This is a genomic window from Neobacillus sp. KR4-4 (assembly GCF_042136325.1).
In the GTDB taxonomy this organism is placed as follows: domain Bacteria; phylum Bacillota; class Bacilli; order Bacillales; family Cytobacillaceae; genus Neobacillus.
Genome location: NZ_JBHHJU010000013.1, coordinates 24,473 through 50,707 on the forward strand (window position 1 = coordinate 24,473; position 26,235 = coordinate 50,707).

Genomic DNA, 26,235 nt, shown 5'->3' on the forward strand with positions numbered 1-26,235 from the left:
GGGTTCTTTTCTTAATAAGGATCCCGTCGATTATTTTTGAATGACGGAAGGTGTTGTTAATTTAGTTCGCTTCACTATGGACAGGGCTACAGGATACAAAATAATCATAATAACGGTATTTAGTGCGATAGCCGGCAGAACTCCTGCAGCAAATAGTGCAGTGAATGACGCTGGTAAGCCCACTAGAAAGAATGCTGCTGTTAAAAAGATTGTCCCTGAAACAAGAGTTCCAATGGCAGTTAAAACGCCAACACTAACAATCGAATTTCGGTATTTTTTTAAAGCTAAAAATAAACCAAGGAAAACTAAAGCAGTAATGGGTTTATCAATGATATTTGGAATTTGTCCGCCAGGAAAACCTGTAGTTAACGCTGACAATACTCCAGTTACAATGGCCAAAAGCATAACACTCTTTAACTCAGGAATAAGGATAATTCCTAAAAACATCATTGCAAGCATCATGTCAGGTTTAATTCCAAGAAAACTAGGCATTACCGTATGCAAAACTACCCCAATCCCAGCTAATAGTGCTAAAACTACAATGTTCTTCGTATTCATTTCTCTTCTCTCCTCTGCTATACTAATCTATTTGTTTCTCCTGCAGTGCACTCATTGCCTACAGCGAAAAACCTGCTTTCATTATAACATAATAATTTATTAATAATAAAGATATAATTTTCAGATTATTTAAACCTTATATCTAAGTTTATACTTGTTTACTAATATTCCCGGCCATTTCTTGTAATAAGTCAAAAGAATATTCACTTTGATTACTTTTCCATACTGCTCCAAATCCATCTCCTTTGCCATAGCGCGGAATTAAATGCATATGATAATGAAAAACAGATTGTCCTGCATGTTCACCATTATTATTTACAGTATTTAACCCAATTGGATTAAATTCTCTTTTTAAGGCATTAGCAATGGCAGGAACCACTTCAAAAATGTTTCTTGCAATTTCTGGTGTTAATTCAAATATGTTTTCCTTATGTACCTTTGGAATAACCAAAGTATGTCCCTTTGTTACTTGGGTAATATCTAGAAAAGCTAAAACATGTTCATTCTCGAAAACCTTGGCAGAAGGAATTTCTCCATTAACAATTTTACAAAAAATACAATCGCTCATATACACTGTCCCTTCAATATTGTTTGTATTATTTTACCATACAAACGAAAAAAAGAAAAAGGCAGGATCCGCATGGAATCCTGCCCTCTCGAAGGGGAATTGCTTCAAAAGGTACGTTCATTAGGAGTGTTCTTTGATAAACACCTCATTTTTTGTAGAGTGTTTTTATAAAGAAACATTATTGTTCAAGCTGACCATCCCCTATGGTGTTTTTATATGTTTTCCCAACTTATAAAAACAGGTAGCGATCTGCGGTAAACACCTCATTTAATGTTTATTTTTTTAAGATAAACAGTTACTTGGTGTTACTAGAACTCAAAATGGTTACTGTGCACGTTGTACAAAACAACCATCCCCTTATCTGAAACGAATTGGAAGCTCACTTATTTGAAATGTTAATTGTCTTTGACAGACACCTCATCTCAAGTTTTAATGAATCGCTTCATTGAAGTAAGTTGTTTTCCCCTTCGAATATTATGATAACCAATGTAAGAAGTAATATACAAAAAAAATGATAAAAATTTGAAAACTATTTTTATCAACCACAATTTGTTAAAATAAAAAAATAATCGTGCTTAGGAAGGACGTTGCAAATGTCTTTATTATTGATTGAAAATCTGGTTGGGGGATATACCAGAAACCCTGTCCTAAAAGATATTTCTTTTGAAGTAAATGAAAAAGAACTGGTAGGTCTCATTGGTTTAAATGGGGCAGGCAAGAGTACCACAATAAAACACATAATTGGCCTGATGGAGCCGCACAAGGGTGAAGTAAAAATAAAAGGACAAACCTTTACAGAAGATAAAGAAGCCTATCGTAAATTGTTTACGTTTGTTCCGGAAACCCCGGTCTTGTATGAAGAATTGACACTAGAAGAACATTTAAGGCTTACCGCGATGGCATACGGCCTAGACGAATCCACCTATAAAGAGCGTGTTAATCCTTTACTGAAAGAATTCCGAATGGAAAAACGTTTAAAGTGGTTTCCTGCCCATTTTTCTAAAGGTATGAAACAAAAAGTAATGATTATGTGTGCCTTTTTAATTCAGCCATCCTTATACATTGTTGATGAACCTTTTGTTGGTCTTGATCCATTAGGGATTCAATCATTGCTTGATTTGATGAAAAAAATGAAAGATAACGGTGCAGGCATCTTAATGTCTACTCACATTCTTGCGACGGCTGAGAAATATTGTGATCGATTTGTAATCTTGCATGAAGGGCAAATTCGAGCGAAAGGGACATTAGAAGAGTTGAGGGAGCAGTTCTCGATGCCTGCTGCTTCTTTAGATGATCTGTATATTCAATTAACAAAGGAAGAAAATTATGTTTGATGATAAAAAGCTTTGGAAGGAACGAGCTAGCGGTCGTGTTAAGGATTTAGGAAGGTATTTGCGCTATATTTTTAATGGACATCTTGTTGTTGTCTTATTGTTCTTAATTGGGACAGCTTCATTTTATTACCAACAGTGGATTGAAAATCTGCCTGCTGGCTTTCCTGTTGAAATAGTGATTGCAGTTGTAATTGGATTTATACTTACCTACAGCCCTGTTTACAATTTTCTACTTGAGGCAGATCAGATATTTATCCTACCACTTGAGGATAAATTAAAAGGGTATTTCCTTCGTTCTGGAATTGCCAGCCTTGTTTTCCAGGGATACTTGCTGCTCATGGTTTTAGCTGTACTAATGCCAATGTATGCACACATAAGCAGTAATGGTTTTCGTTCATTTTTTCCCTTTTTTGTAATTCTGCTCGTTTTAAAAGCATGGAATTTAGCAGCAAGCTGGCGGATTGATTATTTTGTCCAGGCAGCAGTCCATCGGTGGGACATGATTGTTCGCTATTTTATAAATGCAACTTTTACTTTTTTATTATTTAAACAAGCTAGTCTGTATATGTTGTTAGTCATTGCGGTGGTTTGTGCACTTTATTATCGTACTTTTTATGTTCAGACAAAGAACATGGGGCTAAAATGGGATAGACTAATTAATCAAGAAGAAAAAAGAATGGCTTCATTTTATCGACTTGCTAATATGTTTACTGATGTGCCTAAATTAAGGGATACAGTTAAAAGGAGAAAATGGCTGGATTTATTTCTTAACCGTATGGCATTTTCCCAAAAAAATACATACCTTTATTTGTTTTCGAGAGCTTTTTTACGTTCATCTGATTATCTAGGTCTTTTTCTGCGTTTAACTATCATTGGCGCTCTTGCGATTTATTTTATTTCTTTTGGTATGGGCCAAATCTTGCTCGGAATTTTATTCTTATATTTAACAGGGTTTCAACTCCTGCCGCTTTGGAACCATCATCAAAACAAACTTTGGGTGGATTTATATCCTGTGGAAAAAAGATTTAAAACAGCATCTTTTTCCTCTTTATTAATGACTATCTTAACGATCCAATCGGTAGTCTATACTCTGCTTATTCTGGTAAAAGGAGAGGTATTAAATTCAATGCTGAATATACTTGCAGGCCTTGTATTTACCTATATGTTTGTTTATATTTACGCAAAAAAACGATTAAATGCATAAACTCTAAAATCCCCTTTTCCATGAAAGGGGATTTTTCTTGAAACTAATGGGCGGAAATTTCGTATATATGCATAAAATTATTGTGGAGGGGTGGCATATGAACGAGTATGAGGTTAAGGTGTATGAAGAGATCGAAGAATGGAAGCGAAAATTAACTAGACGCTCAGGGATGATGAACCGTATATCGAAAAAAGCTCAAGGAAAAATTAATGAATTAATACCTGATAAAGTTCATGAGGTAATGACAGAAAGTATCAAAGCCATGGTCAAAGCCACATTATTTGGATCACAGATGACAACGAATAAGGACCAGGCGTTAGGGTTAAATTTAGCAGAAAGAGATGAATTGGCCATCAAAAAGATTGCTGCTTTTCAAAAGACAGCGATGATTGAAGGAGCAGGGACAGGGGCAGGTGGAATTTTGCTTGGGCTGGCTGACTTTCCTCTTCTCCTTTCGATTAAGATGAAATTTCTATTTGAAGCAGCCTCCATCTATGGTTTTAATACAAAGGAGTATGCCGAGAGACTATTTATCCTTCATGTTTTTCAACTAGCGTTTTCGAGTGAAGATATTCGTAAGAATACATTAGCAGAAATTGAAAATTGGGAAAAACGCAAAGAGACCCTCGTGGAAATGGATTGGCGCAAATTCCAGCAGGAGTACCGGGACTATATCGACCTTGCAAAAATGCTTCAGCTTGTTCCAGGAATTGGTGCGTTTGTCGGTGCTTATGCCAATAACAACCTTCTCAAGCATCTAGGAGAAACAGCCATGAACGCCTATCGATTAAGGTTACTGCAAAAATCCCCTGACCCAATTTGAGGGCAGGGGATTTTCTTATTTGTTTCCATGGATGTTTATAGCGGCTGCTCCTAATGTTTTCGCAGCAATCAACATTGCTTTTTCATCAATATCAAATTTAGGATGGTGATGCGGGTAGCCAATATCAGAACTGGTAGGTTTCGCACCGGTAAAGAAGAAAGTACCAGGCACATATTGCAAATAATAAGCAAAATCTTCTCCGCCCATTTGCGGCTCAGTTTCTTCAATGTTTAAGACTTCAGATACTTGTTCTGCACATGACGCCAAAAATGCTGTTTCATTTGCATGATTGACTACTGCTGGATAACCCCGCTCATAATTAAAATGAAAAGAACTTCCCGTCATAGCACATGTACCTGAGATAATTCTGTCCATTTCATCTTCAATAAATTGGCGGACGTCATCATTAAAGGTACGAACAGTGCCGATGAGTTGAGCTTTGTCCGCAATAATGTTAAATGCATTTTGAGCTGTGAATGAGCCGACAGTGACAACAGCAGAATCAATCGGATTTACCCTTCGACTGACAATCTGCTGGAGATTTAAGACAAGCTGGGATGCTATAACGATGGCGTCCTGGGTTTTATGTGGCTGGGCACCGTGCCCGCCTTTACCTTGAATATCAATTTCAAATCGATCTGCCGCCGCCATGATCGGTCCGGTCCGATATTGTATCGTACCGGTAGGTTCACTAGCCCATAAATGAGTCCCAAAAATCACATCTACACCCTCTAAGCAGCCATCTTCAATCATTGAAATCGCACCACCTGGGGCATACTCCTCTGCATGCTGATGGATAAAGACATACGTGCCTTCTAATTCCTCTTTAAAGTCGTTTAATGTTTTTGCGAGGACTAGAAGTGTCGCAGTATGGCCATCATGGCCACAAGCGTGCATTACTCCAGGTACTACGGATTTATAGGGAACATTCTTCTCGTCCTGAATAGGAAGAGCATCAAAATCTGCTCGTAATGCCACCGTTTTGCCGGGCTTTTTTCCATAAACCTTCGCAACCACTCCATTTCCGCCAACATTACCTTTGACTTCAATTTGGAGTTCTTCATAAAATGATTGAATATACTTTGCGGTGTTATACTCCTGAAAAGATAATTCCGGATGCTGATGTAAATAACGGCGGATAGCAACCATTTCGTCATAGGAACCTTCAAGTGCAGTAAACAGTTTGTTTAACATATCTAATCCCCCAAACATTTCAGAAATGAAGAAAGTATTTTCTAACTATTTTAACACTTTTATATTATAAAGTAGATTTTTATATTCTTTTTAATTATACTTTTACTAGAATTTTTATTAGCTGAGAAAGAAGAAAGGGTTTGGAGGATGGAACGAAAGAACAAGAGAAGTGTTTCCTATTTATTTATTATTTTTGCATTTTTATGGGCAGTATTTACGTGCATGAAGGTTGCAATGAACAGTAATTTTTGGATTGATATAAAAGTTGCCGGGCTAGCTGCACATGTGCCTGAACTTGCCATTCCATTTTTTATTAAAATAACGGCAATGGGTGATAAAATAGGGATAGGAATTGTAGCAATACTAGCGCTTGCCTGGCTATTAATAAAAAAGAGAAATTATGTCGGTGCTGCTGCATTGGCCTTATCAACGGCGATTGGAAATGAAGTTAGTAAGTTATTTAAAGATTTTTTTGAGCGTCCCAGACCAGACCTTGAACATCTTGTCAGTGTAAAAAGTTATAGTTACCCTAGCGGTCATGCTATGGTTGGAATGATTGTATATTTTATGATTGCGTATCTATTAATGGAAGAAGCAAGATCCAAAGCAGGGAAAGTAATCATTGCAGTTATTACTGCCATCTTACTTTTATTGATTGGTGCAAGCCGAATTATTTTACAAGTTCATTATCCATCGGACGTATTGGGCGGCTATGCTTTAGGTTATCTCTGGGTAGTTATCTGGATTCTATTATACAACTACTTTAAAAAAAGGATAAAATAACAAAGAGGCTGGTCAGAGATCAGCCTCTTTACATGGATTAAATGAGGAACATCGCCGCAATTGTCGTTACAACAAGACCAATCACAACTGGCAGAAGGTTTCGTCTTGCCAGTTCAAATGGGTCCACATTACAGATGGCAGCTGCTGGGATTAACGCCCATGGTACAAGCGTACCTCCGCCAACCCAGATGGCAGCAATCTGCCCAAGGGCTGTCAATGTGGCTGCGCCTTTGCCGATGGCAACTGCAAATAGGCTTGCTACCGAGCCGGCAAGAGAAATTCCTGAAAAGCCGGAACCATCCAAACCAGTGATTGCACCCACAGTTGTTAGGGTAATCGCCCCAACTTCCTTACTTAACGGTACGATATTAGCGAGGGATACGCCTAAGTCATTTACAATACCTTGCGAAGCCTTTGGTAAAAAGTCGCCAATAATTTTTCCAAATCCGGCATCACCTAGGTAGAAAAACGCAGCGATTGGAATAACAGGTCCGAAAACCTTAAATCCAAATTGGAATCCTTCGATTAGATATTGAGTTGTTTTTTCTAAACCTTTATTTTTATGGCTGGTTAGAGTAATTAACAAAAGAATGAGAATGGAGGTACCGCCGATTAATGCGGTGGCATCCCCACCGGCTAAATCAAGGATTGACATAGCAGCAACATCCGCAGCAAACAATAATGGCACTAAAAAAGCAAAGAAACGTTTTTGGGCAAGTGATAAAAGTGAAGATTGATCAGTGGATCCTTCAGCAGGAGAATCCACGCTGACTGAGGTTGAAGTAGTGAGTATACCGCGCTTCATATCCCTTCGTAAGAAATAGAAGGCCGTAACAGTTGTAACAAGCCCCATAATAAACACTAATGGAATGCTTGCATTAATGACATCTTGAATGGGTATACCGGCTGCATCAGAGGTTAACTTAGGAGCAGCTTGAATGACAAAGTCACCTGATAAAACCTATTAATATAAAGTATTTTAATTCTTTATTTATGATGGCTAAAATGGATTAAGAAGGGGGAATGTCAGTGTATAAATCTATACATCATTTTCGTATGAGAGGAATCATGAAGGATAGAGATAATCAGAAGGCACGGGAAGTGCTTTATAAGGACGGGAAGCTAACAGGGGATAAGCTACTTGTAGAAGTGATAGAAGCCAGTGCTGGTTACTCTAAGGATGCTAGGATTGAAGCTAAGGAAGTAATGAAGGTAATGAATGATGTATGTACTAATGCGGTGGTATGGGGAGAGTATTGATTATTAATAAACAAAAATCAGCCCTACAAAGAAGTTAGTGATAGATAGTGCATCCTATCCAATTTAATTTCCTTGTAGGGCTTCTCACAGACACGTATTCAGTTAGAAAATGGATTCCTTAACGGTTTATTAGCTTCATACCTAACGATTAGAAATAGGCTGATGAATAGGGCTAGTCCGTACATCATTATCGTAAATCCTTTAGGCTACTGTGCTTACGTAAATAATCGTAGTCCGTGGATGTGTAATTGCCTGATACAAAGCGACTTACTTCCTGATGGGATAATGCTAGGTAGTTCCCGTTCCCACTGTTAGTAGGAGTGGATTTCACGCTAGAATCAGTGTAAATATTATTCTTCCGTCCAGCCTGTACCAAGAGTTCTTGTACCTTAGTATCCAGCTGATTTAATTCCTTTATAGCCTTACCTTCTTCAATCATGGCATTTACGTACTCTCGTTTGTAATACATCATTTTTGAGTAATGCTTCGATTCTTGAAGATACTTTTCTTGTTTATACAACCTCTCTAAATCCACCAATTTCTCACCAGCTTGATACTGATATTGCTTGATAGCATTTAGAAGGATAATTTCTGATTCCTTTTTAGTCTGTAGTTCATCGGTGTATCTTTGTAATTGCTTTTGTAGTTTAGATGTTCGTCCCGTAGTGCCATTTAACACTTCATTGGTTTGACTTTCAGGGATTTCTTTTTCCTGAAGGAGGGGCGTATCTCTAACTGTAGGTATTCAGCCCGTTCTGAAGCATCCTGAAGCCTTCCCTGTAGTTCCTGTAGCTTCTGATTGTATTCATCTATGAATGATTCCACCTGATTCTTAACTGACATTTTACTTTTCCCCTTCCTTATCGTGAATGATAAACTGTGGTTGATTCCTAAACCTGTATAAATCTTCTCTCTCTACCCACGCTATACCGTGATTAAACTGGTATCCATAGCGTGAATCATTGAAGTAGTAGTGTACAGTTCCCTTAGTTGTTTCTGACTTGTACACGGGTACTTCCACCTTTACCAGCTGGTTATCGAAGTAGTTCTGAAGATAATGAAGCCTATCCTGATTAATGTTATTACTCATTTTCCATTCCCCCTAACTTAAAGATAGATAAATTCGGATTCCAGTATTGAAGCTGATTCCGATGTAAATAACCTTGAATGTTGTTTCGCATAGTGCGGTGTAAGTTACCGTAAAACATCTTATTCTTCAATATGAAATTTACCTTAGCTTTATAGGATTGCTTCTTAGATGTGGCTTTAAGCGTATTTAAGCTGATGATAGCTTTGTATCTTGTCTTAGCTAATAGGCTATTAAAAGTGTCCTTAGCCTTATCTGATGCCATATCTAAAGGCTGACGGTAGTTGATTTCTATCCTTTCAATACGGCTGATAAGTAAATCTAGCTTCAGATTCAATTCGTCTTTAGTGATTTCATCCTGATACCATTCTTTCGAGTAATCTATCAGTTCCTGACATATTGTGTTTATCTCATTCACTTCATTTCACGTCCTTGTTTTAGATTCTTAGATGTGTTTACCATCCTGTTTATGAGTATCAGTTCAACGGTTTCTAAACCATGTTGTCTTAACAGTTCTAGTACCATCTGCCGTTCGTAATCTTTCCAGCTATCAGTTTTCATCTTGTAGACGATATTCTGACGGGTGCATCTTAACCGCATCCCAATAGCATCATATTTGATTCCATAGACACGGAATAAAGCACTTATTGTAGCGGAATCAAGATACTGGATAATCTGATTGTTATCGTAGTTCAATAGGTTCACGTCCTTATTTTTGGGTACGAAAAAAAGCAGCTACCTTTTCAGGTAACTGTCGTCATTTCGATTGTTGGGGGTAACTAGTATCTTTAACATTAATTTTTGAAGGAATATCTGTAAGTGTTAAAGCTGATGGTAGGAAGGAGAATTAAACCACCACCAGCAATAACAGTTACATTGGCACAAAAGAGAAGATTCACATTGTCCTAAGATGTGTAGAAACGATTAACGTATTAACCGCTTCTACTGTATAAGGCGGTTGAAGGGGTGAAAATACTACAAATAAAATATGTACATTCCGTGAACGATTGCTTGTACCTTAGCTTCACCTTGACCACTGTATGATGTACCAAATTCCGAACTAGGAAGAAGTTCATGGGAAATAGGCTAAAATCCTAAAATTAGTACTACAGATTGAAGGAAAAAGTTTAGAAAAATGAAGGCTTAGAAACCTTGATATGACTTGTTTTCATAACTGTTTTCAAAAACTTTACATTGTGTTCGCATACTGTTCGTAGAACAAATGGGGGTTCAAGTGTCTATATAGGTGTAGTAGTAAATAACGCTAATACTCATTAGTATCTTAGATACTTCGTTTAGTATTAAAGTAATTAGCGTAACAAGTTCAAAAGATAATCTGTTTAGAACCTGTACTCGTAAACTCGTACAGAACCTAAACAGATAAATAAATAACTAAAAAATACATATCTGTTAAAATCACTATAACAGTGATAGATAAAGATATTAGTGTTAGATAAATTTGTATCATAAATGAAGTGAATGATACTCTTAGCGAAGCGTATAAGATTAGTAAAGTTTATATATCAGTTTCTTAGGTTACTATCATTTCCTTCACTGATGGCATTTAGTTAGAACCACCGTTTACATTAATAGTCACAAAGATGAAGAATGTAGATGTGGAGTTTAACAAATACGATTCCCACTGGTTGATTAATTTCAGCTAGTGGGATTTTTTTTGTGTTTAGTGGAAGAATGATTTTTCTAAAATTAAAATGCCCGACCGATTGGGAAGGGCACTTTTAGTTATTTTTCTTTTGCTGTTTCTTTTCTGTTAGGGGCGAGTGGGGGTTGTTCTAACCATTTATTTTGCACCATAATATTAAACCACTTTTTAGTAAGCAAAAGATTTTGTAGAATGGTGCTTTCGTAAGTGGCTACAAGGTCTATTCGCATTGCGGATGCTAAACCTGCCCCATGATACGCTTGTGCAGCTTGGAATAAGAAACCAGTATGATACAACATTAACTTATCAGAAAAAGGAGAGTCTGTTGAAGTTGTCACTTCTGTTTCCCAAGATTTCGGAACTGGCAAATTATCCGTTTGCATTATTTTTGTAAATGATTTTATTTGTCCATCAGCCGTTTTTTCGGCATCCTCAAAAAATTTTCTTACTTCTTTTGTTTGTGCGACTTGACTGAATGCGATTGAAAGAGTTTTTGCCATAATACTTTTTTTAAGGTTGAAAGAAATGCTTATGATTTCTGTAGCTGCTAAAGTTCTACCCTTTCCGAAAAATCCATCTGTGAAATCTTGGCTGGAAACATATTCAGGGTTTTTAGCTGGATAAAATAAAGGGTCTCTCTGAAAACTTCCTTTTTCAAGCAATAAATCAATTGTTTGATGATACATCCTTTTCCCATCGTTATCGCACGAGTCGTAAAAAAACCTTAAGTCCTCTCTGACAGAAACGCCCAATGAAGTGGAGTGTCCTAGCAAACCGTGTAAAGTCATAATGTGTAAATAATTTAAGCAAAAAATATCAGTGAACAATCTCGGTTTACCTTTAAAAAGGTCGGATTCCGTAAATCCAATGGGAATAGGAAATTTCTCATTCTCCAAAAAAGCAACCATTTGTTGCTTTTGCTTTTCGAAAGTCTTGATAGCATCCTCAAAAATGGCTTTTATTGACTCGTCTTCAATAATAGTAACCATATATCTATTTACAATATCGACGGCAGTTCCATTTACATACTCTCCCCACAAAGTTCCTATTTCGGAAGATGTGAGTTTTAATTTATCCTTTTCCATTCTGTCACCTCTTGGATATTATTTACCAATTTATCAAGAGATATGAATCTCTGATTTATAAAAAGATGACCAGTTTTAAGATTAAATGTAAAGTTAAAATTTAATCTTAAACAAATGGGGGCTTTTATTAAATAAGCCATTACAAAGGATAGCTGATACCAGCTATCTTTTTTATTTACCATCAGGAAGTAAATGTAAGTGCATTTATACCAAAAGAAGCCTACCGTGGGGCATGAAATTTTTATCAAGTTGAATCATAAGTGTTGGTGTAAAGGTGTTTTGCTTGACGGAAAAGGGCATATACTGGCATTTATTCGATAGCATCAAATTCTTTACAGAATTAAATTCTGTCTAAAACTTACAACCTTAAGACATTGGAATTATTAGCTGAAAATACTGTTACTTTTCATTTGTTTTGTCGTATGTTTTTTCAATAAAAATGGCAAGTGACAGATGTAAGATCTGTTACTTGCCAATTACTAGAATACTCTTTGCTGTATCAATAACCTCTTTATTAATACTGGATAGATGATTAATTTTCATGATTCGTTCAATTTGAGCAAGCATTCGATCTAGTATTCGAAAGTTCCCACGTGTAACACGAATTAACTCTCGTATTGCCTCATAATTTTCAAAATGATCCATCCCCTTATAATTACTAATCTCTCTCAATCGGTTTTCTAAAATAAATTGTAATTCATCTTCCCCTAGGGTCTTGTACTCATGAGAAAAACCAATTCGAGAATAAAGTTGCGGATATCGAGACAACTTTCGTTGAATTCCCGGCATACCAATCATCACCATCCCAATCTCCGTATAGTCGAATAGTTCCCGTAACACCTCAATCCCCGGCAATTTTAAGCGATCCACTTCGTCTATTATGATAAGGTCAACCATCTCTTTCAATCTTGTTTTTAATTGAAAAGACTCATCTCCTGATTGAATCATGATTTTTTCTTCTAAATATTTTAGCCGAAGTCCAATATTATAGATGTCCTTTTTTATTCGGCTTGTTCCAAAGGTGGGAGCGTTGTAATAAATCGTACGAAGTTGACTTTTATTAATTTCAGTTTCAATTTTTATTTCTTCTCGGATCGAATCCAATAGTGGTTCTACATCGTACCAAGAAGCTATTGTTTTGGCTGACATTGTTTTCCCTACACCTGGAACACCGTGACAAATACCAATATATCGATATTTCCTGCATGCTTCACAAAATTCAACAAAACGGCGATGTTCTTTAGTTTCAATGAAATTATTCATTTTCATACCTCTTTAATGTACGCATGGGTTGCTCTCCATTCTTTGGAATTTGAGCTTTGTCAGGTTGTTTCAATTCTTTTAGCAATTGTTGATCTTTTTGTCGTTGTGCATTTCGAGCAATTATTATTTGTTCCTCTCGTTCCGAGCTTTCCATCTCGTCAAAGCAAATAGCTGAACATAAAGCTCTCTCTTGAAAGAAAATACGGATGGTAGTAAGTTCGTCGGGATGATAACGAATGGTAACAGATTCTCCTATATAAGGCTGTAATACAGGAGAAAAATAGCGTTTACCTTTAAAATGAATGCCATCTTGTCTAACAATGCGAGGCTTTGCAAGTAGTAAAAGTAAAAAATCAAGATCTTCGGGGTTATCAGGTAAGCGCGGAATGATGTCAGCTTTCCTCCAAACATTCAATGGTGACTGTTTAAGCGAGCTGTGAATTCGTTCGTGATAAGTATTAAGGAGAAAAGAATGAAAAAGAATTTTCAATTCGTCTAAGAATAGGTGTTTAGATTTTTTCGAAGCTGTTTTATGACCCGGCATGTGTTGAAAAAATAGTTGATCAAACGTCCGGAAAAGCCGTTCAATTTTTCCACGACCTCTTGGAAACCCTACTTCGGAGAAGTGGAGCGGGCATTTGATTGCTGCAGAAACCTGTTCGAGATGTAGGGAAGTAAAATCGGACCCATGATCTACATAAAAGCGATCTGGAATTCCATAAATCGGCCAGTTCAATTCGGTTTTTCGATTAATAGCTTGATGAAATGCAAGGGAGGTATGAAGACTGTTGGGAGGAAATTCACTTATCAGATAACCTGCAACCATCCTTGTACAATCATCGACTACAAGAGTTAACCAAGGACGAATCAAATTGTCTGAAGAATTTTTTACCCTTATATCTAGTTGGGTGTGATCAGCTTGCCAGATTTCATTAGGGTAATCCGTTGAAATACTCAATAAAGAATCATATTTTTCTCGATATTTTTTTGTCCCTTGTGAAGAAAGATATTTTAGGCGCTCGGGAATCTTACGAACTATACGATAAACAGTGGAATAACTGGGAATAGTTTGGCTTTGTTTCTCTGCAATTACATGGAGTTCTCGGTAAATAAAGCTTATGCTTGCATGGGGATGACGTAAAAACAGCTGTTCCACCTGTTTAACAATTTCTTCGGAAGTTGTTTGTTTTCGCATTACAGGCTTTCGAGCAAGTCCAACGAGTCCATCTTTCTTGTACCGAGCATACCATCGTTGTAAAGTACGCAAAGAAACCTTGCAGTCCTCTGAAATAGAACGAAGTGGAACACCATCCTCGATATAAGGTTTTAAAATCTTATAACGTAACCAAGCCTGCTGTCTCTCTTTTTCGTTTAAGTTGCCTAGCCCGTGTGCCATCACGATTCTCCTTTCTGATCGTTAATTTCCTTCTAAATAGCGATAAATAGTTGTTCGAGACACTCCCCATCTTTCTGCAACATCTTTAATCGGTGTACCACTTTCAATCAAAGCTTTCATCATTTCAATATCTTTTGGTCCATACTTCTCCGGACGCCCACCTAGACGCCCGCGCACTTTTGCAGCTGCTCTTCCCGCTGCCGAGCGTTCCTCTATCAGATTACGTTCAAATTCCGCAAACGCAGCGAATAAGTGAAACATCAATTGCCCTGTTGCATTACTTTTGTCCATTGTGAGGTTTTCTTGCAGACTACGAAAGCCAATACCACGTTGATTTAAGTTGTTCACAATTTGAATCAAGTCTTGCATATTGCGTCCTAGTCGATCCAATCGCCAAACGACAATTGTATCTCCTTCACGTGCATACTGAATTGCTTCCTCTAAACCAGGACGTTGTTTTTTTGTCCCACTTATTTTATCGTGAAAAATTTTCGTACAACCATGTTGCGTTAACGCATCTGTTTGTAAATCCAAATTTTGTAATCCTGTCGACACACGTGCATATCCAATTAACACCAATTATCACTCTTTCAAATTTTTTATCTAATTTTATTGTAACATAAGATGAAAATTAATAGGTTATTGAACATTGAATAATGAACAGGGTTTTGTTACATAAAAGAATATATAAAATCAGCTTTTTTGAACTAGAATGATCGTGTTCAGAAAAGGACGAGTTTTGGAACATCTCTAGTGCAATTTAAATTCAGCTATTGGGACAGATTGTTGAAAGTAAATTGGTAATGGTGAAGATATTGTGAATATTTTCACTTAGATTAAATGGCAGGTTTGTTGAATAAGGATATGGATTTTTATGGTAAGTTAGTATAATAAGATTAGTGTATGAATTTTGTTTTTGGGAATTCATTTTTGTATTTCGGAAGGGAATGGAGTCAATTGAGAGTAATCTTGGAATTTATTCGAATTATTGTAATACTTCTCATTCTTGGTGGTTTAATAGGGGCTTTCGTAAAGTTAATATATGCGAGATTTGGAATAAATGTAGATAATACCAATGGTGCTTGGTTAGTTGGATTATCAATCCTGATTTTACTATTTGTATTGTATAGAAATAAACTCCAATTTTCTGGATTTTACAAAGGATCAGGTAAGGTAAAACTCTCGAAAAAAGTTGGTATTTCTCTGATTTTTTGTTCAGTGATAATGATAATTTTAGCCCCTTTCTTCAACTAACTGTCATTTTTTCAATAAGGAGTTTAAAAGAATCTTCCAATCGGAGATTCTATTTTATTGCCAATAAAGTCACTTATATGTAAATTGCTGCAATTTTTGATAAGATTTTGTCTTATAAGTAGAACTACTTTCTTCTTTTAAATAATTTTTTGAAAAAAACTTCGGCTAAAATAGGAGGTTTTTCGTCTAATAGGTAAGGGCAAAAAACAAAAGAGGGTGAACAGCATAATTGTGTCTAATCACAGAAGTCCAGGGGATAACGATAAAGCTTTTTTAGGGCTATTCCGGCAATACGAACAAGATATTTACAGGATGGCGTATGTTTACGTGAAAAATAAAGATGATGCACTAGACATTGTTCAGGAAACAGCTTACCAGTCCTACCTAAAATTTAATACCTTGAATGACTTGAAGCTATTTAAAACTTGGATCATTAAAATTACGATTAATTGTGCAATTGATTTATTAAGGAAAAAGAAGAAAGTGATTCATTTAAACAAAGATGCTGTTGAATTTATTTCTAAAAGTGCGAAAGATATACCTTTGTCACTAACCCTACAAGATTTGTTGGAAGCACTAAATGAAGATGAAAAAACTGTTCTATTGCTAAAATACTATCAAGGATATACTTTTAGTGAGATTTCAGAGATTTTAAATTCACCATTAAGTACGGTGAAATCAGTTTTATATCGAGCATTACAAAACCTTCGCAAAAAAACTAGGAGGTCAGATATGTATGGACAATAAGTTAAGACAAGAGATTGATAAAATAGAGATCCCAATTGAATTAAATAATAGGGTTATATTAGGAATGGAGAATGCAAAAAAAGATTATGAAAGGCAACTTATTCCTGAAAGCAAGAGTGATAGAAACAAATGGAGTCTTGGAAAAAAAATAATGTTTTTAAGCAGTGTTTCTGTATTATTATTTGGTTTGTTTATAAGTTCTGCTTTTGTTTCTCCTGCAATGGCAAAAGTGATTTCAACCATTCCATTTTTAAATTCAATTTTTCAATCAAAACCAATAAGTAGCCTAATTTATGATGAATTAGAGGAAAAAGGGTACAAAATTAGTGGAATAGGAACCAGTTACTCGCCACACAAAATATTCTATGTAACATTAGAAGGAACAGACAAGTATTATAGTGAGGTCAAAGATGAAGTTAAACATACTGTAAGTGAGATTTTAAAGTCAAAAGGCTATGATGCCTATTCCGTAGAAGTCAAAAAAGTGCGAAAAGAGGATTATGTCCTTAATGAGGTCGAAAATAAAGAAAAAAATATCATCGATAATGAGGTCACTAAAGAATTAAAACAACTAAACTTTAAATTTGATAGGGTACAAACTGATCCAACGGAGAAAATGATTTTTATTAATATAGTCGGCTCCAAGAAATATTATAATTCCGTTCAAAATGATGTGAAGAAAATGGCATTAGAAGTTGCGGACGGAAATAAATATACAGGTTATAAAATTAATGTAACTAGAGTAACAGTGGAAATAAGGAAATCCGATAAAGGAGGTCAAATTATACCTACGATTGCTGAAGGGCTTATGTCAAAAAAAGAGTTTAAAGTTACAGGGGTAGGTTATAAAAGTAAACCTTTGAGCTTTATAATAAGTACCTCTATCTTAAGTTCTGATCCAACTGCTAAAGCACTTGGAACTAAAATTGAATCAATGATTGTTGAATTTCTAAAATCTGAGGAAATATCGCCAATATTAGATAATGAATCTTATGAAGTTGTTGTAAATAGTAAAGACAATAAGAAGATAAATTGAAGAGAAATGCTGCCTAGCTTGACCTAACCGTTTCAAGAGTAAAGAATTGATATGCCACTTTGGAGTTTGTGTAAGTGAAGCAGAAATATTAACCAATATAAATGTGGTGAAAGCAGAGGATAATTATGTATTTGTTTATATCTATTCTTTTAAGTGCAATTTTAGGGTTGTTATTACTTATAATAGGTCCCCCGCAGGTAGGTGGGGTTATTGCCTTTGGAATTATTGTCGGTAGTCTTTTTAGAGGATTGTATTTACTAAATAAATCAATTTTAATAATTTTATCCAAGAACGATTCAAGAGGTGAATAAATCATTTAGTGTTTTTCTAAGGGAGAGAAGTCAATGTGAAAGACAGTCAATATAATAACCATAAGAAACATAAGGTTCAAAGCATTTATAGAAAGACAAAACAACAGAATAGAGAGGATTATCGTAAAACAAAAATTGGGACAGCTATTGTAAGCGTTTGTGTTTTTATTATGTTAATAATTTTTGTAATGAGTTCATTGTTTGATTCGGGGGTTCGGTTTGCGCAGTTTTGGGGGAAATAACAAGAAAGATTGTGAAGAAATGTTCTTAAACGGGTGCGTTAGTGTAAGTACAATTCAGTGATTTTAAGATATGATACATATCTTAGTTATTCCTTTAACTGCCAGATTGTAGAATAAAATTTAAATCAGCCGGTTCCTTAAAAATTGAGGGAATCGGCTTTTTAATTACAGCATAATTTTTGTACTCCCCTTCATGCGTCCTTTCCTGTGACAAAAAGGCGACAAAACAAATGAAAAGTAACAAAATACACCGATATTACCCCTTGAAACAGTCTAGAAGTTAGTCTAGAATATAATGTACAGAAGTTATTTAGACTTTTAGACAAAGGGGAATCATCACAATGACTGTTATCGGATATGCACGGGTATCATCAGTAGGACAAGATTTAGAACTTCAGATAGAGAAGCTTCAGGAATACGGATGTGAAAGAATCTATCAGGAAAAGGAATCAGGGGCTAAGTCAGATAGAAAAGAACTAGCTAAAGCACTGGATTATCTAAGGGAAGGCGATAAGCTGGTTATCTATAAGCTGGATAGACTGGCTAGAAGTACCTTTGATTTACATAAGATTGCAAGGGAACTGGAAGCCCGTGGAATAGGATTAGTATTCATTAAGGAACAGATAGACTTCACTACACCAGCTGGAAAGCTAATGTTTACCATGCTAGGGGCTATAGCTGAATTTGAACGTGACTTGATAAACGATAGAACGGCTGAAGGACGTGCAAGGGCTAAGGCACAGGGAAAGCATCTAGGACGTAAAGGGAAGGACGAGAAGGACGTTAGGAAGGCTATAAAACTGTATCAGGATAGAGAGAATAACGGACTATCTGTAAATGATATCGCTAAAATGACTAGCGTACCTCGTAGTACCATATACGCAAAAGTGAAGGAATTAGGTGAATAGGATGATTAAGTACATGGATAGATACCAACTAACTGAAGGCGATAAGGTGAAGGTATTCACTGGTACTGGCTATGAAGTGAAGTAGTGGAAATAGAGGATGATGGGATATGGTTACTGAAGATTATCAGATGCAAGAATTTATATCCTTCCTAGATATCGAATCCTAACAGGTAATTTAATAAAGCATTTAAGCGTACTGGTGTTATAGCTGGTACGCTTTTATATTGCATAAATATAATCATTCCATACCAGTGTTTAATACATCCAATCAAACAGGCTTAAACCAGTCATTAAAACCTTGATAAATTCGGATAAAATGCTATTCCCAACACATACATCAGATTGATTATTAATAAACAAAAACCAGCATCAGCTTCAGGCAGACCGTACCACGGGGTAGTCGGTAGGGGTAAACACGGCAAAAAGGGTGGCAACAATTTTTTTTTAGAATAAATATACTGTCTAATTGTCAGATAACTTAACTGTGTCTGATTTAGATTCCTTTCACGGTATTGAAGTGAGAGGGATGAATCAGCATGAAAATGACTAAAAAAACTCCAACTTTGGACAATGTACCAAATAACACTTCCATGAATATAAATGATGGTTACAAGGGGTGGGATTATGAAAAATAAACGTACACCTAAAATAACCATAATCAAAGCCACTAATCCTAACTATAAACAAGTAGCGGAAGCTATCGTGAAATTATCTCAATCTAATACAGAAATAAAGAAGGACGCTTCCTAAATGGAAACGTCTTTTTCTTTTAGCCTTATCTCAAATTCATCTACTGTATTTACTAATTCAAGGCTTTCAAATAGTAGCCTGTATATCCTATTCTGATTTTCAATGCTTTCATTCTCGATGTTATTTAGCAAGTCAATAGCGTTCTGAATAACTGTACTTCTATCGTATTCAGATAAACTAGCCAGTAGCCTTTCGCTATCCTCTAATGCCACATTCAATTCCTTTAAATCCTTTTCCAGTGGCGGTACTAATCCTACATAATCAGCTTCAGATAAGACTTTTTTGATTAGATAGCTTTTAGCGGTTTGTATTTCTGATTGTATTCCAGCTATACGGTTTTTAATGTCCTTTAATTGATTCATGACACTTATTTTCTTGTCGTTGGTTGTATCTATCTCCACACTGTTTATTTCCTCTCTTAACGCATCCTTGTAGCTTTCAATAGCAGTATAGAAGTGAGGTAGTAACTCATTTAAAGAGATTGATTTATTAGGGCATTTCTTTTCATTGTATTCACCTATAACCTTCTGACACTTTCCTACCTGATAAGATGTTACTCCTTCTTTATTGGTCCATGATTTATGAAGGGGTAGCCTATTTCCACATACACCACAAACAACTAATCTATCCAGTACCGTATTAATTTTAGTGTATCGTATTCCTTGTGGATTCCTACTGCGTGACTGAATCATGTTACGTACTTCTTGAAATTCCTCTATCGTCAATAATGGCTGGTGTGTATCTCTAGCAATTACATCCTCATCGAACATCTTACTGTAATAGTGACTTTCACCTAGATACACACGATTATTCAACATCCTTGTAATTGTGCCTACGTCTTTCCATTTCTTATTAGACTTTGTAGTATATCCTAGTTGGTTAAGTTGTCCAATGATATCAGCTATTACATAGCCTTCTAGCACCTTTTCCACAATAAACCTAAACGTCTTACTTTCAATAGGGTGAGGTACTAGCTTGTCCTTGTCTTTAAAGTAGCCAAATGGTGTCTTATTGACATATACACCTTCCTTAGCACTAGCTAAAACCTTCACATTCATTCTATATGCAAAGTTTTCAAGTTCTTGCTGATTCATAGCCCCACGAATAATATTAGTTAAAAACTGATTTCTATCGTTAGGGAAGATATAGCCCTCACGTATTGAAAGGATAGCTATGTCAGTGCCTTTCAATTCCTCATATACATTCGTTTGTTCATATACTGTACGATATAATCTTGACTCTTCTACAACAATGATTAAATCGTGCTTTCCATCTAAACAAGCTTGTAGCATCTTTTTATATTCTACTCTGTTTAGGTTTGTAGACTTTGCCACATAATCATTATAGATAACATAATCATTCCAGCCTTGTTCCTCGCAGAAGCCAGTCAAACTCTTTAAATGGCTTTCTATTGTTTCAACTTCAGTCTTTCCTCTACTTTTCTTAGACTTTCTTAAATACAATGCTTTAGGCTTATCAGAAGGCTTATAGTCAGCCTGTGAGAATGGTTTATACAATGTGTTTCACTCCAATTAATAAGATATTTATGTACCTTATAATAACACACTTTTTCTCCGGATAAAGCGATTCCATGACCAAACAAGTTCATTGCCATGGCAACACCAAGTGCTGGAAGTCCTGCCCGAATCGCAACCGGAAGAAGAACAGCACCTAGAAGTGCAACAGCAGGGGACGGCCAGAAAAACCAGGAGATCACCATCATTAATATCCCAATCGTCCAATACGCTAGAGTTGGGTTACGGATTAACTTTCGAAAAGGTGAAATCATAACATCATTTATTCCAGTTACGGTTAATGTGTTGCTCATCGCAACAATTATTGAAATAACAAGAATGGTAGATAATAATTCTGTAATGGCATAACTGAAACTGTTAAAAATGCTGCTGATTGAATGACTTAACGAACCTGTTGCGGTAATAGCAATGAGGAAAATACCTACAATACATACAATCGACGTGTCCCTTCTCATGACCATAAATCCGATAATAAGGACAATAAACGTCACATAGATCCAATGAAGAGCAGTAAGCTCGACAATCATACTATTCCCTCCTTTCTTCATCCAGGGGGCTATAGCCCTGTTGGATGTAATACAGGATATGAAAATCGCCCTGAGTGGTGAGAGGAAAAAGTGAAAAAATATTGCGAAGCATTCTGTCGAATTTAACAAATTTTAAAACGTAAAAACGACACTTTTTTGACAGTTAATATCGTTAGCTATACACAAATAGGATTAATAGATATAGTAAATACAGTTTATTAAGAATCAGTAAGTTTTAAATTCAAGCTATATATATTAAAATGGACAACAGACATGTGTTTTGAAAGGTGGACTATAGTAATGGCAAGAACAATTAATGAAACATTTTTAAAAGCAGCAAGGGGAGAGAAGATTGATCATGTTCCTGTTTGGTATATGCGTCAGGCAGGCAGATCGCAGCCGGAGTATAGAGCGATTAAAGAAAAGTACTCCCTTTTTGAAATCACCCACCAGCCTGAGTTATGTGCGTATGTAACTCGCTTACCTGTTGAACAATATAACGTTGATGCGGCGATACTTTATAAAGATATTATGACACCCCTTCCTGCGATTGGCATGGAGGTAGAAATAAAGGGAGGGATTGGACCTGTTATTGACAATCCCATTCGTTCTTTAGAGGATGTGGAAAAACTGGGTGAAATTAATCCTGAGGAAGACGTTCCCTATGTATTGGACACCATTAAATTATTAACACAAGAGCAGTTATCCGTGCCGCTAATCGGTTTTTCCGGTGCACCTTTTACACTGGCAAGTTATATGATCGAAGGCGGACCTTCTAAAAACTATAATAAGACCAAGGCGTTTATGTACACGGAGCCGAAGGCATGGTTTGCATTAATGGACAAACTTGGCGATATGATCATTACATACGTAAAGTCGCAAATCAAAGCCGGTGCAAGGGCAATTCAGATTTTTGATTCATGGGTAGGAGCATTAAATGTGGAGGATTATCGTTACTTTATTAAACCTATCATGAACCGGATCTTTACATCATTAAAAGAGGAAAATGTTCCTTTAATTATGTTCGGTGTGGGTGCGAGTCATCTTGCATTAGAATGGAATGACCTTCCGCTTGATGTGGTAGGCTTAGATTGGCGTTTACCAATTCACCAAGCAAGAGAAATGGGAATCGATAAAACGGTTCAAGGAAACCTGGATCCAGCTATTTTGTTAGCCCCATGGGATGTTATTGAAGAAAGAGCAAAGGCGATTTTAGACCAAGGAATGGAACGCGATGGCTATATTTTTAATTTAGGTCATGGGGTATTCCCTTCTGTTAATCCAGAAACATTAAAAAGATTAACTTCATTTGTCCATGAGTATTCAGCATCAAAATTAAATCGATAATATCCCATTTTAAGGTTTAAAATTGGTAAGGAGTTCAATTTTTTGGCACAATAAGATGGGCCGATCTAATGGGTCATTAGGGGCATCACAGCTTTTAGTGACCCAGCCCAAACATTTGAATGGGAACTAGCGAACAGATTTATAAATGAGGTGCGAACATGACAAAAAAGAAAATGGGTTTACTTGTAATGGCTTACGGTACCCCATATACATTAGATGATTTAGAGGGATACTATACCCATATTAGGCATGGACGGAAGCCCACTCCAGAAATGATAGAAGAACTTCGAAGCCGGTATGAGGCTATTGGAGGGATTTCCCCTTTAGCAAAGATTACCCTGCTGCAAGCAGAAAAGCTCGAAGAACATTTAAATAGTGTTCAACAGGAGATAGAATTCAAAATGTATCTTGGGTTAAAACACATTACCCCCTTTATCGAAGATGCAGTGAAACAAATGCATGATGATGGAATCGAAGAAGCAATTAGTATCGTTCTTGCTCCTCACTATTCTACTTTCAGTATTAAATCCTATAATGGAAGAGCCAGCGAAGAAGCAGAAAAATTAGGCGGAAAGCTTAAAATAAGAGCCATTGACAGTTGGTATCAGGAACCGAAGTTTATTGATTATTGGGTGGACAAGGTAAAGGAAGTATTTGCAGGAATGCCTCAAGATGAGAAGGATCAATCTGTTCTGATTGTTTCCGCACATAGTCTGCCTGAAAAGATTCTACAGTTTGGGGATCCATACCCAAGCCAGCTTCAAGAAACTGCTGACCTTATTGCAAAACAGGCAGGAATAAAAAATTATGTGGTAGGATGGCAAAGTGCTGGGCAAACTCCAGAACCATGGCTTGGTCCTGATGTTCAGGATTTAACCAGAGATTTGTACCATGCCCATCATTATAAAGCATTTGTATATGCACCAGTAGGGTTTGTATGTGAACACCTTGAAGTGTTGTATGATAATGATTTTGAATGTAGAAAAGTGACGGAAGAATTAGGTGTTAATTATTATCGACCGGAAATGCCTAATGCTAAGGAAGAATTTATTGATGCATTATCGACCGTCGTCCTAAAAATGACTGCAGAATAGGCTTTAGAATGTGTGTTGAAGGAAGGTGACCACCGTGGCGGAAGAAAAACAAAAAATTATCATTATCGGGGGAGGGATTGCTGGGCTTACCTCAGCTTTTTATCTTCAAAAAGCAATTCAGGAAGAGAATCTCCCTATTGAGTTGAAACTTATCGAAGCATCACATCGTCTCGGCGGCAAAATGCAAACTGTTATAAGGGACGGTTTTACAATTGAGAGAGGGCCGGATTCATTTTTAGCCCGGAAGTTAAGTATTAGCAGGCTTGCAAAGGAAGTAGGAATGGAAGATCAATTAGTCCATAATTCAACAGGTAAATCATACGTTTTAGTTAATGAGAAACTTCACTCTATGCCCGGTGGTTCAATTATGGGAATACCAACCGAAGTTGGACCTTTTCTCACAACTGATCTTTTTTCCATTCCTGGTAAATTAAGAGCTGCAGCGGATTTCATTCTACCAAAATCAGAAAGTGGAAAAGACCAATCCTTAGGTGAATTCTTCAGAAGAAGACTTGGAGATGAAGTGGTTGAAAACTTAATTGAACCGTTATTGTCTGGGATTTATGCGGGAGATATTGATCAATTAAGCCTCATGTCTACTTTTCCACAATTTTATGAAGTAGAACAGAAATACAGAAGCCTGATCATTGGTATGAAAAAATCCACTCCTTCCCAACCGAAAACGCCTGTTAGCAAGGAAAAAGCGAAAGGTGCATTTTTAACCTTTAAAACTGGATTGCAATCGTTTGCTGAGGCCATAGAAGCCAAAATAGATCCAAAAACGATCTTAAAAGGTCATCGAGTTGATAAAATTACTAAGCACGGTAATAAATATGATGTATATCTCAATAATGGGGAAACATTAGTGGCGGATAGCATTATCGCAGCTACTCCTCATAAGATAACACAGTCAATGTTTGCGGATTATCACTTTTTTGATCCTTTTAAAACAGTCCCTTCTACATCAGTAGCCACCGTTGCTCTAGCTTTTCCTGAAGAAGCTGTGAAAAATGATATTGACGGAACAGGTTTCGTCGTTTCTAGAAACAACGATTATTCAATTACTGCTTGTACGTGGACACATAAAAAATGGGCTCATTCAGCACCAAAAGGGAAAGTACTCTTACGTTGTTATGTGGGACGAGCAGGAGAAGAAACAATCGTCGATCTCTCTGATGACCGGATTATCAAGATTGTCTTGGATGACTTGAAAAAGATCATGGATATCACGACGAATCCTGATTTTTCAATTATTTCCCGCTGGAAAAATTCTATGCCTCAATATACAGTGGGACATAAACAACGTGTAACGGACATCATAGAGCATATGAATGCCGAGCTGCCTGGGGTATTTTTAGCAGGTGCTTCTTATGGCGGTGTCGGACTTCCTGATTGTATTGATCAAGGCGAGGCAGCCGTCCAAAATGTATTAGATTATTTAAAAAAAGAAAATTTCTAAAACGAAGCTGTACATTGCTGGCAGCTTCTTTCTTCTGCTTGTAATTTACACTATGAAGGTGGAGGCGTTATTTTGAAACTTACGGTTATTGGTTATTGGGGTGGATATCCGAAGCAGAATGAAGCTAGTTCTGGTTATCTGCTTGAACATGATGGCTTTCAATTGTTAATGGATTGTGGAAGCGGGGTACTTTCTAAGATACAAAATGTTACCCAGCCTGAGGAACTAGATGCGGTAATCCTTTCGCATTACCATCCTGACCACATCGCAGATATTGGCGTCTTACAGCATGCAAGATTAATCCAAGGATTTTTAGGAAAGAAGACTCAAACATTGCCTCTATATGGTCATGATTTGGATCAATCTGAATTTAACAAATTAACCTATAAAGATATAACAAAAGGGGTTTCTTATAATCCTAGTGAGGTTCTCACCATAGGTCCATTTCATGTTTCTTTTCTTAGAACAGACCACCCGGCCCCGTGCTACGCAATGAGAATAGAAGCAGATGGAAAAGCAATTGTTTATACAGGTGATAGTTCGTATAAAGAGGAGTTTATTGAGTTCAGTCGCAATGCTGATTTACTACTTTGTGAATGTAACTTTTATGGACATCAAAATGGAAAATCAGCAGGGCACATGAACAGTATTGACGCGGGAAAGTTTGCACATAAAGCAGAAGTGAAGCAATTAGTTTTAACACATTTGCCTCACTATGGGTCCTTACCTCAGTTAATTACTGAAGCATCAAGTCAGTTTGCGGGTATAATTAGGCTTGCAGAAGAATTTCAATCTATTTCACTATAA

26 protein-coding genes and 2 pseudogenes are annotated in these 26,235 nt (G+C 36.5%); 13 read left to right on the top strand and 15 right to left on the bottom strand.

What is annotated here, in order from left to right; all coding sequences use genetic code 11:
- Positions 1 to 30: 30 nt before the first annotated feature.
- Positions 31 to 558, bottom strand: coding sequence for a tryptophan transporter (locus ACE198_RS14635; protein ID WP_098572175.1), 528 nt, complete (start codon positions 556 to 558; stop codon positions 31 to 33).
- A gap of 148 nt (positions 559 to 706) precedes the next feature.
- Entirely contained in the window at positions 707 to 1,126 is a 420-nt protein-coding gene (locus ACE198_RS14640) for an HIT family protein (RefSeq protein ID WP_375376040.1), read from the bottom strand.
- A gap of 593 nt (positions 1,127 to 1,719) precedes the next feature.
- Between ACE198_RS14640 and ACE198_RS14645 the strand changes: the two genes are divergently transcribed.
- The 3 genes from ACE198_RS14645 (at position 1,720) to ACE198_RS14655 (ending at position 4,487) form a co-directional block, all read left to right on the top strand.
- On the top strand, positions 1,720 to 2,460 hold the full coding sequence (locus ACE198_RS14645; RefSeq protein ID WP_375376042.1) for an ABC transporter ATP-binding protein: 741 nt from the start codon (positions 1,720 to 1,722) through the stop codon (positions 2,458 to 2,460).
- Entirely contained in the window at positions 2,453 to 3,664 is a 1,212-nt protein-coding gene (locus ACE198_RS14650) for an ABC transporter permease (RefSeq protein ID WP_375376043.1), read from the top strand. Before ACE198_RS14645 ends, ACE198_RS14650 begins: the two co-directional genes overlap by 8 nt.
- A gap of 97 nt (positions 3,665 to 3,761) precedes the next feature.
- Positions 3,762 to 4,487 (top strand): EcsC family protein, encoded by a 726-nt coding sequence (locus ACE198_RS14655; RefSeq protein ID WP_098572204.1) that lies wholly within the window; start codon positions 3,762 to 3,764, stop codon positions 4,485 to 4,487.
- A 15-nt stretch (positions 4,488 to 4,502) separates the two neighbouring features.
- Here the strand turns inward: ACE198_RS14655 and ACE198_RS14660 are convergent, their stop codons facing one another.
- Positions 4,503 to 5,681: a M20 family metallopeptidase gene (locus ACE198_RS14660; RefSeq protein WP_375376044.1), complete on the bottom strand. Its 1,179-nt coding sequence runs from the start codon at positions 5,679 to 5,681 to the stop codon at positions 4,503 to 4,505.
- A 147-nt stretch (positions 5,682 to 5,828) separates the two neighbouring features.
- On the opposite strand from ACE198_RS14660, the gene ACE198_RS14665 reads away from it, so the two are divergent.
- Entirely contained in the window at positions 5,829 to 6,464 is a 636-nt protein-coding gene (locus ACE198_RS14665; protein ID WP_251456554.1) for a phosphatase PAP2 family protein, read from the top strand.
- 37 nt (positions 6,465 to 6,501) lie between these two features.
- On the opposite strand, the pseudogene ACE198_RS14670 reads toward ACE198_RS14665, so the two are convergent.
- A pseudogene (locus ACE198_RS14670) lies at positions 6,502 to 7,422 on the bottom strand (hypothetical protein); the annotation flags it as partial.
- A 71-nt stretch (positions 7,423 to 7,493) separates the two neighbouring features.
- On the opposite strand from ACE198_RS14670, the gene ACE198_RS14675 reads away from it, so the two are divergent.
- Complete coding sequence (locus ACE198_RS14675) at positions 7,494 to 7,724, top strand: hypothetical protein (protein WP_375376045.1); 231 nt, start codon at positions 7,494 to 7,496, stop codon at positions 7,722 to 7,724.
- Between the two features lie 187 nt (positions 7,725 to 7,911).
- Here ACE198_RS14675 and ACE198_RS14680 read toward each other — a convergent pair whose 3' ends face one another.
- The 9 genes from ACE198_RS14680 to ACE198_RS14720 all read right to left on the bottom strand — a co-directional run bounded on the left by ACE198_RS14680 (position 7,912) and on the right by ACE198_RS14720 (position 14,794).
- Positions 7,912 to 8,403, bottom strand: coding sequence for a hypothetical protein (locus tag ACE198_RS14680; protein ID WP_375376046.1), 492 nt, complete (start codon positions 8,401 to 8,403; stop codon positions 7,912 to 7,914).
- Positions 8,397 to 8,567 (bottom strand): hypothetical protein, encoded by a 171-nt coding sequence (locus tag ACE198_RS14685; RefSeq protein ID WP_375376047.1) that lies wholly within the window; start codon positions 8,565 to 8,567, stop codon positions 8,397 to 8,399. Before ACE198_RS14685 ends, ACE198_RS14680 begins: the two co-directional genes overlap by 7 nt.
- A 1-nt stretch (position 8,568) precedes the next feature.
- Complete coding sequence (locus tag ACE198_RS14690) at positions 8,569 to 8,814, bottom strand: hypothetical protein (RefSeq protein ID WP_375376048.1); 246 nt, start codon at positions 8,812 to 8,814, stop codon at positions 8,569 to 8,571.
- Complete coding sequence (locus ACE198_RS14695) at positions 8,807 to 9,229, bottom strand: hypothetical protein (protein ID WP_375376049.1); 423 nt, start codon at positions 9,227 to 9,229, stop codon at positions 8,807 to 8,809. The genes ACE198_RS14690 and ACE198_RS14695 overlap by 8 nt, the downstream gene beginning before the upstream one ends.
- On the bottom strand, positions 9,226 to 9,507 hold the full coding sequence (locus ACE198_RS14700; RefSeq protein ID WP_375376050.1) for a hypothetical protein: 282 nt from the start codon (positions 9,505 to 9,507) through the stop codon (positions 9,226 to 9,228). Before ACE198_RS14700 ends, ACE198_RS14695 begins: the two co-directional genes overlap by 4 nt.
- A 1,047-nt stretch (positions 9,508 to 10,554) precedes the next feature.
- Positions 10,555 to 11,559, bottom strand: coding sequence for a DUF3231 family protein (locus tag ACE198_RS14705; RefSeq protein ID WP_375376051.1), 1,005 nt, complete (start codon positions 11,557 to 11,559; stop codon positions 10,555 to 10,557).
- Positions 11,560 to 12,024: 465 nt separating this feature from the next.
- Positions 12,025 to 12,822, bottom strand: a complete 798-nt coding sequence (locus tag ACE198_RS14710; RefSeq protein WP_375376052.1) for an AAA family ATPase — start codon at positions 12,820 to 12,822, stop codon at positions 12,025 to 12,027.
- Positions 12,815 to 14,218 (bottom strand): Mu transposase C-terminal domain-containing protein, encoded by a 1,404-nt coding sequence (locus ACE198_RS14715; protein ID WP_375376053.1) that lies wholly within the window; start codon positions 14,216 to 14,218, stop codon positions 12,815 to 12,817. The genes ACE198_RS14710 and ACE198_RS14715 overlap by 8 nt, the downstream gene beginning before the upstream one ends.
- 21 nt (positions 14,219 to 14,239) lie before the next feature.
- Positions 14,240 to 14,794, bottom strand: coding sequence for a recombinase family protein (locus tag ACE198_RS14720; protein WP_375376054.1), 555 nt, complete (start codon positions 14,792 to 14,794; stop codon positions 14,240 to 14,242).
- A gap of 909 nt (positions 14,795 to 15,703) precedes the next feature.
- On the opposite strand from ACE198_RS14720, the gene ACE198_RS14725 reads away from it, so the two are divergent.
- The 4 genes from ACE198_RS14725 (at position 15,704) to ACE198_RS14740 (ending at position 19,466) form a co-directional block, all read left to right on the top strand.
- Positions 15,704 to 16,219, top strand: coding sequence for a sigma-70 family RNA polymerase sigma factor (locus tag ACE198_RS14725; protein ID WP_375376055.1), 516 nt, complete (start codon positions 15,704 to 15,706; stop codon positions 16,217 to 16,219).
- On the top strand, positions 16,209 to 17,255 hold the full coding sequence (locus ACE198_RS14730; RefSeq protein WP_375376056.1) for a DUF4030 domain-containing protein: 1,047 nt from the start codon (positions 16,209 to 16,211) through the stop codon (positions 17,253 to 17,255). The genes ACE198_RS14725 and ACE198_RS14730 overlap by 11 nt, the downstream gene beginning before the upstream one ends.
- 894 nt (positions 17,256 to 18,149) lie before the next feature.
- On the top strand, positions 18,150 to 18,716 hold the full coding sequence (locus tag ACE198_RS14735) for a recombinase family protein (protein WP_375376057.1): 567 nt from the start codon (positions 18,150 to 18,152) through the stop codon (positions 18,714 to 18,716).
- A 624-nt stretch (positions 18,717 to 19,340) separates the two neighbouring features.
- The gene (locus tag ACE198_RS14740) at positions 19,341 to 19,466 is read left to right on the top strand and encodes a hypothetical protein (RefSeq protein WP_375376058.1); all 126 of its coding nucleotides are present in this window, start codon (positions 19,341 to 19,343) and stop codon (positions 19,464 to 19,466) included.
- Here ACE198_RS14740 and ACE198_RS14745 read toward each other — a convergent pair.
- Both ACE198_RS14745 and ACE198_RS14750 read right to left on the bottom strand, forming a co-directional pair.
- Positions 19,463 to 20,983, bottom strand: a complete 1,521-nt coding sequence (locus ACE198_RS14745) for a recombinase family protein (RefSeq protein ID WP_375376059.1) — start codon at positions 20,981 to 20,983, stop codon at positions 19,463 to 19,465. The two genes, ACE198_RS14740 and ACE198_RS14745, sit on opposite strands and share 4 nt — an antisense overlap.
- A gap of 53 nt (positions 20,984 to 21,036) precedes the next feature.
- Positions 21,037 to 21,528: pseudogene (locus tag ACE198_RS14750) on the bottom strand (hypothetical protein); the annotation flags it as partial.
- Between the two features lie 300 nt (positions 21,529 to 21,828).
- Between ACE198_RS14750 and hemE the strand changes: the two are divergent.
- From hemE to ACE198_RS14770, 4 genes are all read left to right on the top strand, one after another.
- On the top strand, positions 21,829 to 22,875 hold the full coding sequence (gene hemE / locus ACE198_RS14755; protein WP_375376060.1) for a uroporphyrinogen decarboxylase: 1,047 nt from the start codon (positions 21,829 to 21,831) through the stop codon (positions 22,873 to 22,875).
- Between the two features lie 158 nt (positions 22,876 to 23,033).
- The gene (gene hemH, locus ACE198_RS14760; protein ID WP_375376061.1) at positions 23,034 to 23,969 is read left to right on the top strand and encodes a ferrochelatase; all 936 of its coding nucleotides are present in this window, start codon (positions 23,034 to 23,036) and stop codon (positions 23,967 to 23,969) included.
- Positions 23,970 to 24,003: 34 nt separating this feature from the next.
- Positions 24,004 to 25,428: a protoporphyrinogen oxidase gene (gene hemY / locus ACE198_RS14765; RefSeq protein ID WP_375376062.1), complete on the top strand. Its 1,425-nt coding sequence runs from the start codon at positions 24,004 to 24,006 to the stop codon at positions 25,426 to 25,428.
- Positions 25,429 to 25,500: 72 nt separating this feature from the next.
- Positions 25,501 to 26,235 carry an MBL fold metallo-hydrolase gene (locus ACE198_RS14770; protein WP_251456544.1) on the top strand — a complete coding sequence of 245 codons (735 nt, stop codon included), beginning with the start codon at positions 25,501 to 25,503 and terminating at the stop codon, positions 26,233 to 26,235.